Annotated in this window: 11 protein-coding genes; 7 read left to right on the forward strand and 4 right to left on the reverse strand. The window is 77.3% G+C overall.

The window, feature by feature from the left end; all coding sequences use genetic code 11:
- Positions 1-95: 95 nt before the first annotated feature.
- From coaBC to ACU610_RS04885, 3 genes are all read left to right on the forward strand, one after another.
- On the forward strand, positions 96-1307 hold the full coding sequence (coaBC, locus tag ACU610_RS04875) for a bifunctional phosphopantothenoylcysteine decarboxylase/phosphopantothenate--cysteine ligase CoaBC (protein ID WP_446766589.1): 1212 nt from the start codon (positions 96-98) through the stop codon (positions 1305-1307).
- A 97-nt stretch (positions 1308-1404) separates the two neighbouring features.
- The gene (gene metK / locus ACU610_RS04880; RefSeq protein ID WP_446766590.1) at positions 1405-2601 is read left to right on the forward strand and encodes a methionine adenosyltransferase; all 1197 of its coding nucleotides are present in this window, start codon (positions 1405-1407) and stop codon (positions 2599-2601) included.
- 144 nt (positions 2602-2745) lie between these two features.
- Positions 2746-4809 carry a primosomal protein N' gene (locus tag ACU610_RS04885; RefSeq protein WP_446766591.1) on the forward strand — a complete coding sequence of 688 codons (2064 nt, stop codon included), beginning with the start codon at positions 2746-2748 and terminating at the stop codon, positions 4807-4809.
- Between the two features lie 111 nt (positions 4810-4920).
- On the opposite strand, the gene ACU610_RS04890 is transcribed toward ACU610_RS04885, so the two are convergent.
- Entirely contained in the window at positions 4921-5412 is a 492-nt protein-coding gene (locus ACU610_RS04890; RefSeq protein WP_446766592.1) for a hypothetical protein, read from the reverse strand.
- 93 nt (positions 5413-5505) lie between these two features.
- Here ACU610_RS04890 and def point away from each other — a divergent pair, with 93 nt between their 5' ends.
- From def to ACU610_RS04905, 3 genes are read left to right on the forward strand one after another with little or no spacing between them, the layout of a single operon-like run.
- Positions 5506-6039 (forward strand): peptide deformylase, encoded by a 534-nt coding sequence (gene def / locus ACU610_RS04895; protein WP_446766593.1) that lies wholly within the window; start codon positions 5506-5508, stop codon positions 6037-6039.
- Positions 6006-6974 (forward strand): methionyl-tRNA formyltransferase, encoded by a 969-nt coding sequence (fmt, locus tag ACU610_RS04900; RefSeq protein WP_446766594.1) that lies wholly within the window; start codon positions 6006-6008, stop codon positions 6972-6974. The genes def and fmt overlap by 34 nt, the downstream gene beginning before the upstream one ends.
- Positions 6971-8359, forward strand: a complete 1389-nt coding sequence (locus tag ACU610_RS04905) for an RsmB/NOP family class I SAM-dependent RNA methyltransferase (RefSeq protein WP_446766595.1) — start codon at positions 6971-6973, stop codon at positions 8357-8359. The genes fmt and ACU610_RS04905 overlap by 4 nt, the downstream gene beginning before the upstream one ends.
- Positions 8360-8368: 9 nt before the next feature.
- Here ACU610_RS04905 and ACU610_RS04910 read toward each other — a convergent pair whose 3' ends face one another.
- From ACU610_RS04910 to ACU610_RS04920, 3 genes are read right to left on the reverse strand one after another with little or no spacing between them, the layout of a single operon-like run.
- Complete coding sequence (locus ACU610_RS04910; protein WP_446766596.1) at positions 8369-9493, reverse strand: hypothetical protein; 1125 nt, start codon at positions 9491-9493, stop codon at positions 8369-8371.
- Positions 9490-10134, reverse strand: coding sequence for a response regulator (locus ACU610_RS04915; protein ID WP_446766597.1), 645 nt, complete (start codon positions 10132-10134; stop codon positions 9490-9492). The genes ACU610_RS04910 and ACU610_RS04915 overlap by 4 nt, the downstream gene beginning before the upstream one ends.
- Positions 10131-11402 carry a sensor histidine kinase gene (locus ACU610_RS04920; protein WP_446766598.1) on the reverse strand — a complete coding sequence of 424 codons (1272 nt, stop codon included), beginning with the start codon at positions 11400-11402 and terminating at the stop codon, positions 10131-10133. Before ACU610_RS04920 ends, ACU610_RS04915 begins: the two co-directional genes overlap by 4 nt.
- Before the next feature lie 266 nt (positions 11403-11668).
- Here ACU610_RS04920 and ACU610_RS04925 point away from each other — a divergent pair, with 266 nt between their 5' ends.
- Positions 11669-12370: a DUF1775 domain-containing protein gene (locus ACU610_RS04925; protein WP_446766599.1), complete on the forward strand. Its 702-nt coding sequence runs from the start codon at positions 11669-11671 to the stop codon at positions 12368-12370.
- Positions 12371-12373: the final 3 nt, after the last annotated feature.

Below are 12373 nucleotides of genomic sequence, written 5' to 3' on the forward strand. Positions count from 1 at the left end.
GGTGGGGCCCGGGACGGGGCCACGACGGTCCCCTGCGTGATGACGAGGCACCTGGCGCGAGCCGGGTGCCTCGTCGTGTGTGGAGGATGGACGGCATGAGCCGCATCGTGCTGGGCGTCGCCGGGGGCGTGGCCGCCTACAAAGCCGCCCTGCTGGTGCGCGCGTTCACCGAGTCCGGGCACGACGTCCGCGTCGTCCCGACGCCGTCGGCCCTGCGCTTCGTCGGTGCGGCCACCTTCGAGGCGCTGTCGGGCAACGCGGTCACCACCGACGTGTGGTCCGACGTGGACGAGGTGGCCCACGTCCGCATCGGGCAGACCGCGGACCTCGTCGTCGTCGCGCCGGCCACCGCCGACCTGCTGGCCCGCGCGGCCGCCGGCCGGGCGGACGACCTGCTGACCGCGAGCCTGCTCACCGCGCACTGCCCGGTGGTGTTCGCCCCGGCCATGCACACCGAGATGTGGCTGCACCCGGCCACCCAGGACAACGTCGCCACGCTGCGCCGCCGCGGCGCGATCGTGCTGCCGCCCGCCGTCGGCCGGCTCACCGGCCCGGACTCCGGCCCGGGCCGGCTGCCCGAGCCCGCCGACATCGCCGCGCTCGCCTCGGTGGTGCTCACCGCCGGCCCCGCCGCCCTCGCCCCGGACCTCGTCGGTCGCCGCGTCGTGGTCAGCGCCGGAGGGACCCGGGAGCCGCTGGACCCCGTCCGCTTCCTGGGCAACCGCTCGTCGGGCAGGCAGGGCTGGGCGCTGGCCCGGGTCGCTGCTGCCCGCGGCGCCGAGGTGGTGCTGGTCGCCGCCAACGTGGAGCTGCCGGCGCCCTTCGGCGTCCGCGTCGTCGGCGTCGGCACGGCCGAGGAGCTGCGCACGGCGGTGCTCGCGGAGTCGGAGGACGCCGACGTCGTGGTCATGGCCGCCGCGGTCGCCGACTTCCGGCCGGCCACGGTCGCGCTCACCAAGCTGAAGAAGGGCAGCAGTGCCGAGCCCGAGGACGTCCCGCTGGTGCGCAACCCCGACGTCCTGGCCGAGCTGGTGACCAAGCGCCCCGCCGGTCAGCTGGTCGTCGGCTTCGCCGCCGAGACAGGGGACGACGAGGCCGACGTGCTCACCCACGGCCGCGCCAAGCTCGCGCGCAAGGGCTGCGACCTGCTCGTGGTCAACGACGTCTCGGAGGGCCGGGTGTTCGGCCGGGCCGACAACGCCGCCGTCGTCCTGGCCGCCGACGGCACCGCCACCGAGCTGCCCGAGGGCAGCAAGGACGCCGTGGCCGCCGGCATCTGGGACGTCGTCGGCCCCCGGCTGGCCTGAGCCCGACACCGCCGACGGCGCGCGCCGGTAACGTGCACCCGACGAGACGCCCACGCCCGGGCGTCCACCCGACGTCCCCGACCCCAGGGAGTACCGCGTGTCACGCCGCCTCTTCACGTCCGAGTCGGTGACCGAGGGCCACCCGGACAAGATCGCCGACCAGATCAGCGACGCCATCCTCGACGCGATGCTCGAGCAGGACCCGCGCAGCCGCGTCGCCGTCGAGACCCTGATCACCACGGGGCAGGTCCACATCGCCGGTGAGGTCACCACCGCGGGCTACGTCGACATCGCCGACATCGTCCGCAAGACCGTGCTCGGCATCGGCTACGACTCCTCCCGCAAGGGCTTCGACGGCGCCTCCTGCGGGGTCAGCGTCTCGATCGGTGCGCAGTCGCCGGACATCGCCCAGGGCGTGGACACCGCCTACGAGGCGCGCACCGCGGGGGTCACCGACGACGAGATCGAGCGCCAGGGCGCCGGCGACCAGGGCCTGATGTTCGGCTACGCCACCGACGAGACCCCCGAGCTCATGCCGCTGCCGATCGCGCTGGCCCACCGGCTGTCCCGCCGCCTCTCGACGGTCCGCAAGGACGGCTCGGTGCCCTACCTGCGCCCCGACGGCAAGACGCAGGTCACGGTGGTCTACGAGGACGACCGCCCGGTCGGCGTCGACACCGTGGTGGTCTCCTCGCAGCACGCCGAGGACATCTCGATCGAGCAGCTGCTCACTCCGGACGTGCAGGAGCTGGTGGTCGAGCCCGAGCTCGCCGCTCTCGGCCTGCCCACCGACGGCTACCGGCTGCTGGTCAACCCGACCGGCAAGTTCGTCATCGGCGGCCCGATGGGCGACGCCGGGCTCACCGGCCGCAAGATCATCGTCGACACCTACGGCGGCATGGCCCGCCACGGCGGCGGCGCCTTCTCCGGCAAGGACCCGTCGAAGGTCGACCGCTCGGGCGCCTACGCCATGCGCTGGGTGGCCAAGAACGTCGTCGCGGCCGGGCTGGCGCGCCGGTGCGAGGTGCAGGTCGCCTACGCCATCGGCGCCGCGCACCCGGTCGGCCTGTTCGTCGAGACCTTCGGCACCGGCTCGGTGGCCGACGACGTCCTCGAGAAGGCGATCGGCACGGTCTTTGACCTGCGCCCCGGCGCGATCGTGCGCGACCTGGACCTGCTGCGCCCGATCTACGCCCCGACCGCCGCCTACGGCCACTTCGGCCGCACCGACGTCGACCTGCCCTGGGAGCGGCTGGACCGCGTCGAGGCGCTGCGCTCGGCCGCAGGGGTCTGAGAGGACCCGTCCTCCTCACCCCCAGGCTCGGGGTGGGCCACCGGGCGCGGCCGCCGTCCCGCACCGAGCGATGCGCGCTGGTGGCGCGTTCCTCCACAGGGACGCGCCACCGCCGCGCACCGCGGTCCCGTCCTGTCGGACCCCGTGAGGACACTCCGGGGCGACCCTGCACTCCCGCGCCGAACGGAGACCTCGCTGACCTCGGCCCCGACGCAGCCGGCCGACGCCGACCCGGGCACCCGCACGCCGCGGGTGGCCCGGGTCGTCGTCGACGTGCCCCTGGCGCACCTGGACCGCCCCTTCGACTACGCCGTCCCCGACGCGATGGCCGGCGAGGTGCGGGCCGGGTGCCGGGTCCGGGTGCGCTTCGCCGGGCAGCTGGTCGACGGCTTCGTCGTCGAGCTGACCGACGTCAGCGAGTCGGGGCGCAAGCTGGCGCCGCTGGCCAAGGTCGTCTCCGGCGAGCCGGTGCTCACCCCGGAGGTTGTCGTGCTGGCCCGTGCGGTGGCCGAGCGCTGGGGCGGCACGGTGACCGACGTGCTCCGCCTCGCCGTGCCGCCCCGGCGGGCCGCGGCCGAGAAGCGCCCGCCCGCCGAGTCGCCGCCGTCGCCGGGGCCGCCGGACCCGGCCGGTTTCGCCCGGTACCCGACCGGCCCGGCACTGCTCAGTGCCGTCGCCGAGGGCCGTCCGGCTCGCGCGGTGTGGACGGCGCTGCCCGACGAGGACTGGCCGGCCCGGTTGGTCGAGCTGTGCCAGGCCGCGCTCTCCGGCGGCCGCGGCGCCCTCGTCGTGGCGCCGGACGGCCGCGACCTCGACCGGCTGGCCGCCGCCGCGGAGGCCCGGCTGCCGCAGGGGTCGGTCGTCGTCCTGCGTGCCGACGCCGCCCCCGACGCCCGCTACCGCCGCTTCCTCGACGTCGTCCGCGGCACTGCCAAGGTGGTGCTCGGCACCCGCGCCGCGGTCTACGCGCCGGTCGCCGACCTCGGGCTGGTCGCCGTGTGGGACGACGGCGACGACCTGCACGCCGAGCCCCGCGCGCCCTACGCGCACGCCCGGGACGTGCTCGTGCACCGGGCCCACCTCGCCTCGTGCGCGGCCGTCGTCGCCGCGACCGCGCGCACCGCGGAGGCGCAGCTGCTGGTGGAGAGCGGCTGGGCGCACGAGCTGGCCGCCGACCGCGGCACCCTGCGCGCCGCCGCGCCGCGCGTGCAGCCCCTGGGTGCCGATGCCGAGCTGGCCCGCGACCCCGCCGCCCGCACCGCCCGGCTGCCCAGCCTCGCCCACCGCGTCGCGCGCCAGGCCCTCGCCGACGGCGCGCCGGTGCTCGTGCAGGTGCCGCGGGCCGGCTACGCCCCCGGCCTGGCCTGCGACCGGTGCCGGGCGCCGGCCCGCTGTGCGGTCTGCTCCGGGCCGCTCGGCGTCGCGCCCACCCCCGGCTCTGGCGGGTCACGCGTGCCGGCCTGCCGCTGGTGCGCCCGCCCCGCGGCGACCTTCGACTGCCCGTACTGCCACGGCACGAAGCTGCGCGCCTCGGTCGTCGGCGCCACCCGCACCGCAGAGGAGCTGGGCCGGGCCTTCCCGGGTGCCGCGGTGCGGGTCTCCGGCCGCGGGTCCGGAGTGCTGCCGAGCGTGCCCGGCGGGCCGGCGCTCGTCGTCGCCACCCCGGGAGCGGAGCCGGTCGCCGAGGGCGGGTACGGCGCTGCGCTCCTGCTGGACTCCTGGGCGTTGCTCGGCCGGGCCGACCTGCGGGCGGGTGAGGAGACGCTGCGCCGGTGGATGAACGCCGCCGCCCTCGTCCGCCCGGGATCGGCGGGCGGCCAGGTGGTCGTCGCCGCCGACGCCGCGCACCCCGTCGTCCAGGCGCTGGTGCGCTGGGACCCGGGTTGGCTGGCCGCCCGGGAGCTCGCCGACCGCCGCGAGCTCGGCTTCCCGCCGGCGACGCGGATGGCGGCGCTGTCCGGGACGGCGCCGGCGCTGGCGGAGTTCCTCGCGGCCGCCCGGCTCCCCGCCGACGCCGACCTGCTCGGCCCGGTGCCCGAAGCGCCGCGGCCCGGTCAGGAGGGCGAGCGGGAGCGTTACCTGGTGCGGGTGCCGCGGTCGGAGGGCGCGGCGCTGGCGTCCGCGCTGGCCGAGGTGCAGGGCGTGCGCAGCGCCAAGAAGGCCGCCGAGCACGTCCGCGTCCAGCTCGATCCGCTCGACCTCGTCTGAGGCAGGACCCCCTGCCCCCACCGCTCGTTGACGGATCCCGTCCCTCTCACCCCTCGCGGCTCGGGTGAGCCTCCGGACGGGGCCGGCGGGACCCTGCACGGGGCCGTCCTGTCAGTCGGGGTGCTGCGCCAGCAGCTCGGCGAGCTCGTCGTCCAGCCCGGCGGACAGGTCCTCGGCGATCCGTGCGGTGGCCCGGTGCCACCACACCGGCGCGGTCGAGACCGCCGTGGCCACGCCGACCACCACCCCGAGCAGCAGGTGGGGGCGCGCGAGGCCACGGCGGCGCAGGGCCCGGGCGAGGGGGCCGTCGACGATCGTCACCGCGAGCCCCCAGCCGGTCGTCGCGAGCGCCTGGTGCAGCCGGGCCGCCCGGTCCTCCGGGTCGTCGGGCAGCACCGGCAGGCCCCGCAGCGCCCGGCGCAGCGCCGGCAGCTCACGGACGACGGTCTCGGTCGTCACCGCGGCCAGGATCGCGGCGTACACCCGGGCACGGGCCCAGGAGCGCGGAGGCAGGTCACGCGCCGCCTCGCCAGCACCCACCACGAGGCCGTCGACGGCGGCGCTGGCGACTGCGCGGACACGGTGGACCCCCGGTGCGGCCATGCTGCACCGTAGCCAGGTCGCGGCGCCCGGCCCCGCCCTGACGGCCCCTCGGCAGGGACGGGGGCCGTGGGGCCCTTCTTCTAGGATCGACCGGTGAGCGTGACCCCCATCCGGCTGCTGGGCGACCCGGTGCTGCGCACTCCCGCCGCCCCGGTCGTCGACTTCGACCAGGAGCTGCGCCGGCTGGTCGCCGACCTCACCGAGACCATGTTCGCCGCCGGCGGCGCTGGGCTGGCCGCCCCGCAGATCGGCGTCGGGCTGCGGGTGTTCACCTGGTTCGTCGACGGCGAGGTCGGCCACCTGGTGAACCCGCAGGTGACGCCTGTGGGGGAGGAGACCGAGGAGGGCCCCGAGGGCTGCCTGTCCATCCCCGGCTTCACCTTCGACTGCCGCCGGCACCTCTACGTGGCGGCCACCGGGTTCGACCTGCACGGCGAGCCGGTCCGCGTCGAGGGCTCGGACCTGCTGGCCCGCGCCGTGCAGCACGAGGTCGACCACCTCGACGGCGTGCTGTTCGTCGACCGGCTGGACGCCGAGGCGCGCGCCGTCGCGCTGGCGGCCATCGGCGAGGCCGAGTGGGCCGGCGCCGGAGCGTGGGTGCCGCGGGTGGAGGTGAGCCCGCACTGAGGCTCCTCTTCGCCGGGACGCCGGACGTCGCCGTCCCCTCGCTGGAACTGCTCCTGGCCTCCGACCACGAGGTCGTCGCCGTCCTCACCCGCCCCGACGCCCGCTCCGGCCGCGGCCGCAAGGTGAGCCGCTCCCCGGTCGCCGAGCGGGCCGACGCCGCGGGCGTCCCCGTGCTGCAACCCGGCTCCCCGCGCGAGCCGGAGTTCCTGGAGCGGCTCACCGAGCTCGCGGTCGACTGCGCGCCGGTCGTCGCCTACGGCGCCCTCGTCCCGCAGGCCGCGCTCGGCCTGCCGCGGCACGGCTGGGTCAACCTCCACTTCTCGCTGCTGCCGGCCTGGCGGGGCGCCGCGCCGGTGCAGCACGCGATCATGGCCGGCGACGAGGTCACCGGCGCGTCGACCTTCCAGCTGGAGGCGGGCCTGGACACCGGGCCGGTCTACGGGGTGGTCACCGAGCCGATCGGCCCGCGGGACACCGCCGGCGACCTGCTGGGCCGCCTGTCGATCAGCGGCGCCCGGCTGCTGCGGACCACCCTCGACGGCATCGCGGCCGGCACGCTCGAGCCCCGGCCGCAGCCGACCGAGGGGATCAGCCTCGCGCCGCGCATCGAACCGGCCGACGCCCGCGTCGACTGGTCGCTGCCGGCCCACGTGGTCGACCGGCGGGTCCGCGGGGTCACCCCCGCGCCGGGGGCGTGGACGACGTGGCGCGGCGACCGGCTGCGGCTGGGCCCGGTCGAGCCGCTGCCGACGTCCCTGGGGCTGGCGCCCGGCGAGCTGTCGGTGGGACCGACCGGCGTACTGGTCGGCACCGGCCGCGGCGCGGTCCGGCTCGGCGAGGTGCAGCCGGCCGGGAAGCGGATGCTGCCGGCGCCGGACTGGGCGCGCGGGGCGCGACCGGCGCCGGGCGAGCGGCTGGGGGACGAGGCGTCGTGAGCGAGCGCGCTCCCCGGCGCGGCGACCGGCGTCCGCCGTCCCGCCGCCACCGCCCGGTGCTCGACGGCGCGCGGCTGACCGCCTTCGACGTCCTCGACGGCGTCACCAGCCGCGACGCCTACGCCAACCTGCTGCTGCCCCAGCTGCTGCGCGAGCGCGCCGCCGACCTCGGCGAGCGCGACGCCGCCTTCGCCACCCAGCTGGCCTACGGCACCCTGCGCGCCACTGGCACCCTCGACGCGGTCCTCGCCCCGCTGGTCTCCCGGCCGCTGGCGGAGCTCGACCCGCGGGTGCTCGACCTGCTGCGCCTGGGCGCCTACCAGCTGCTGGACCTGCGGGTGCCGGCGCACGCCGCCGTTGACACCACCGTGGCGCTCACCCGGGCGATCGTCGGCACCGGCGCCTCCGGACTGGTCAACGCGGTGCTGCGCAAGGTCGCCGGGGGCGGGGACCGCGCATCCTGGATCGAGCGCCTCGCCGGGGACGGGGACCAGCGGTTGGCGCTGGCCACCGACCACCCGCGCTGGATCGTCGAGGCCTGGCGGGATGCGCTCGGTGACGAGGTCGAGGTCGAGCCCGCGCTGCTGGCCGACGACGCTGCGCCCGAGGTGCACCTGGTCGCCCGGCGGGTGCCCCGCGACCAGCTGGTCGCGGAGACCGGCGGGCAGCCCGGGCCGTGGTCGCCGTACGCCGTCCGGCTCGGCGGCGGGGACCCGGCGCGCGTCCCGTCGGTGCGTGAGGGCCGGGCCGCGGTGCAGGACGAGGGCAGCCAGCTGGCCGCCCTGCTCCTCGCCCGTGCGCCGCTGGAGGGCCCGGACGCCGCCTGGCTCGACGTGTGCGCCGGACCCGGCGGCAAGGCCGGGCTGCTCGCCGCCGTCCGGCCCGAGGGCGTACGGCTCACCGCCGCCGACCGCGCGCCGCACCGCGCCGAGCTGGTCCGTCGTGCCCTGCGCGACGAGGACGACGTCGAGGTGCTGGTCGCCGACGGGCGTACACCGCCGTGGCCGTCGGGCTCCTTCGACCGGGTGCTGCTCGACGCGCCGTGCACCGGCCTGGGGGCGCTGCGCCGACGCCCCGAGGTCCGCTGGCGGCGCACCCCGGACGACGTCCCGCCGCTGGTGGACCTGCAGACGGCCCTGCTCGACAGCGCGCTGGCCTCGGTGCGTCCCGGCGGGGTGGTCGCCTACGTGACCTGCTCCCCGCACACCGACGAGACCGTCGCCGTGGTCGACGCCGCGGCCGGCCGGGACGACGTCGAGGTGCTGCCGGTCGCGCCGCTGTTCCCCGAGGTGCCCGGGCTCGCCCGCGGGCCGTACGGACAGCTGTGGCCGCACCGGCACGGCACCGACGCGATGTTCATGGCGCTGCTCCGCCGCACCCGCTGAGCCGGGCGCTCACCCGGCCAGCGAGGTCGACGCCGGAGCCGTCCCGTCCGACGAAGACGTCGCCGGGGCCGGCTCCGTCGTCGCGACGGCGGAGGACCACCGCTTCACCCGGGCCTCGTGCTCGCGGTCCTCGTGCTCGCGGCTCTCGTCCTCGCGGCCCTCGTCCTCGCGGGTCTCGTCCTCGCGGGTCTCGTGCTCGTGGTCCTCGTGCTCGCGGGAGCCCCCCCGCGCCGGGTCGGCGGTGCCGCCGTCGTGACCGCCGTGCTCCCCCTCCTCGCCCTTCTCCGCCTCCTCGTCCGTCTTGCCCTTCTTGCCCTTCTCGCCCTTCTTGCCCTTCTCGCCCTTCCCCTTGCCTTTCCCCTCGTCGTCCTCGTGCCGGTCGTGGTCATGCGGCTGCCGGTCGACGTCGCCCGACCGTGGCGGGGCCGGGGCGGAGGGCGTCGCGGGAGCCGCCGGCGTCGTCGGTGCCCGGTCGGGCTCGGGTGCAGGTGCGGCCCCGGGCTCCGGGGCGTCCGCTGACGGCGTCCCGGCCGGCGAACGGGTCGCCGACACGTCCGCCATCCCGGACGCGGGTGTTCCGGCCGACGACGCTCCGGCCGCATCCGCCGGGAGCGTCGCTCCTCCGCGCGGTGGCGGGGGGAGCGGGGCCGGATGCCGCTGCGGTGGCGCGGTCGTGCTCGGCGCGGCGGCCTGCGGCGCGGCGTCCTGCGGTTCGCCCTCGCGCAGCGCTTCGGCCGACGACGCGGCGGGAGAGGGCTCCCCCCACCGGTCCCCTCTCGGCCCGGCGCTGCGCTGCGGTGCCGCGTCGGCAGGCTCGTCCTCCGACGGTGCGGCGGGCGGCGCCGGGGACGGGCTGCCGGGGGCCGCCGCACCGCCCTCGGGTTCCTCGGCGGCCGGCCGGGCGGGCTGGGCCGGCCCGCCGAGCAGCGAGAAGCCCGCCCAGGCGCCGGTGAGCGTAGCCGTGCCGATGGCGGCCAGCACGGCGATGGCGCCGGCCACCAGCGCCAGTCGCTCGGACCACCGCCGCCGCACCGGCCGCCCGCTCGCCGCGTAGTGCAGCAGGACCGGGCGCCGCAGCGGGTCCGGTGGCGGGACGGCGTCGCGCCGGCTGCGGTGCCGGCCGGAGCTGCTCATCCCGTCGTCCGGTGTGGTCGTGTCGGCCGCAGCCGGCGCTCGGCCCACAGCGCTGCCTGCGTGCGGTCGGTGGCGCCGATGCGCTGCAGGATGCGCGTGACGTGGGTCTTCACGGTGGCCTCGCTGATCCGCAGCCGCCGGGCGATCACCTTGTTCGGCAGGCCCTGCCGGACCAGCTCGAGCACCTCCTTCTCCCGGTCGGTGAGCAGGTCGCCCTGACCGCGGTCGCGCAGATCGGCGAGGAGCGCGGAGGTCACCATGGGGTCGACCGGCGCCCCGCCGGCGGCGATGCAGCGCACCGCGTCGAGGATGGACTCCCCGTCCTGGTACTTGAGCAGGTAGCCGTCGGCCCCGGCGATCAGCGCGGGCAGCACCAGGTCGGGCTCGCCGAAGGAGGTCAGCACCAGCACCGGGGTGGTGCGGCCGCGCTCGCGCAGCGTGCGGATCACCGTCACGCCGTCCCGGCCCGGCATCGACAGGTCCAGCAGCAGGACGTCCGGGTCCAGCCGCTCGACCAGCTCCAGGGCGGTGTCGCCGTCCCCGACCGCGCCCACGCACTCCAGCCCGTCGGCGGCGTCCAGCAGGCTCGAGATGCCCCGCCGGACGACGGCGTGGTCGTCGACGACCAACACCCGGATCACCGTGCCGCTCCGGTGGACAGGGGCGCGGTGGTCGACAGCGGCACGGTCGCGACCAGCCGGGTGCCCTGACCCGGGGCGCTGGTCAGCGTGAGCGAGCCCCCGGCGTCCACCAGCAGTTCACCCAGTGCCCGCAACCCGACGTGGCCGGCCGCGAACCGCTCACCCAGCCGGCTCTCGTCGAAGCCCTGCCCGTCGTCCTCGACCCGCATGGTGGCCACTCCTTGGTCCCGGGTGACGACGACCTCGACCGAGGTCGCCCGGCTGTGCGTGGTGACGTTGCGCAGCGCCTCCTGGGCGCAGCGGTAGAGCAGTGCGGCCGTCGGCCCGGGTAGGTCGCGGGCGGCGTCGGCGTGCACGTAGACGCGGATGCCGGAGCGGCCGACCTCCTGCGCCAGCACCTGCAGGGCCGGCAGCAGTCCGCCGCGGAAGGCGCCGCGGGCCGGGATCAGCGCGACGAGCAGGGCGCGGAGGTCCTCGACGGTCTGGCGCACCGAGGACGCGGTCCGCTCCAGCAGTTCGGCGTCCTCGGGGTTGCGCGGGCGGCCGCGCATCTGCGCGGCATCGAGGTCGTAGGCCAGCCCGGTGAGGTCCTGGACGACGTGGTCGTGCACCTCACCGGCGATCCGGCGCCGCTCGGCGTCCGAGGCGTCCACGGCGGCCTGCAGCAGCGCGTCCTCGGCCTGCTGCGAGTGGTGCAGCCGCGACGCCAGCCGCCAGGCCAGCGGCACCTGGATCACCTGCAGCAGCGCCAGGGCGCCCAGAGCGGCGGGCGCGAAGCGCTGCCAGGACCGCCGAGCGAGGTCGGTGACCTCGGAGTAGCTCTCGTGGAACTCGACCAGCAGGGGGGTGCCGTGCACGTCGTCCACCCCCACCCAGGCCACCAGCACCCGGCCGCTGCTGCGGCCCGGGACCACGCCCGGTTCGTCAGGGCCGGCCACCAGGGAGGCGACCGACCCGGTCTCCAGGGCCTCCCGCGCGGCGGGCGGCAGCGGGGCGGTCCGGCCGACGACGCTGCGGTCGTCGGCCCAGAGCACCCGACCGTCACCGGCGCGCACCCGGACCGCGACCACCGGGCCGGCGGTGACCAGCGCGCGGACCTGGGTGCCCAGGTCGCCCTGGGCGGCGGGTGGCCGGGTGGGGTCACCGTCCAGGACCGGCGTCAGCGTGGCGGCGGTGACGCGGGCGAGGTTCTCGAAGGCCCGGGTGCCCTGGTCGAGACCGGCCCGGCGGGCGAGCACCCCGGTGAGCAGGGCCAGCGCGAGGGTCACGGCTAGTCCGGCGCAGGTGAACCAGGCGACGGGAACGACCACCGATGAGCGACGCGTCGCTCGGTGCCCCGCCGTCCGCCGTCTTCCTCGGACCACAGCTCGAACCCTAAGGAGCAGCAGTTCCGTATTGGGGGTCTCGGGACGCGAGTGCAGCTCAGAGCGGACATCCCATGCCGCCGCGCCCGCGGAGTCCTACGGAGGGCGACCTCCCGACCACGGAGCGAGGCGGCGGGAACTGGGCGCGTCCCGCCGACGACCACTGCACCGTGACCACTCGAGCGCCGGCCGTGCGCCGGACCACCGCCACCGTCCTGATGGCCATCGTCCTGCTCGCTGCCGGCACCGGGACGGCGGCCGCCCACGTCGAGGTCAGCGCGGAGGGTGCCGTGGCCGGCACCGGCCCGGTGACGCTCGCCTTCTCCGCCGCGTCGGAGGCGGACTCGGGCATCACCGCGATGCGCACCCAGCTGCCCGAGGGCATCGACCCGGCCGACGTCACGCTGGCCGCCGGGCCATCCGGGTGGGTGCTCACCCCGACCGCGGAGGGCTTCGACGTGGGCGGGCCCGCACTGCCCGTCGGCGCGGACGCCGAGTACGCGGTGACCGTGGCGACCCTGCCCGCCGGTGTGACCGAGCTGGCCTTCCCGACGGTCCAGGTCTACGCCGACGGCACCGAGGACGCCTGGATCGAGCGGGAGGTGCCCGGCGGACCGGAGCCGGAGCTGCCGGCGCCGCTGCTCGTCGTCGCCCCGGGCGCGCCGGCTCCTCCGACGGCTGCGCCTCCGACGCCCGTGCCCGCTCCCACGGTGGAGCCCACCCCCGCCGCGCCCACCGCGTCGGCACCGGCCTCCGCCGCCGAGGCCGACGAGGAGAGCGGCAGCGGCTGGCTGGTCGCGGCAGCCGCGGTGGCCGCGCTCGCGGCCGTGGCCGGTGGTCTCCTCTACCGCCGCTCGCGCGCCGGGCGGTGATCA

Source organism: Geodermatophilus sp. URMC 61 (assembly GCF_052931555.1).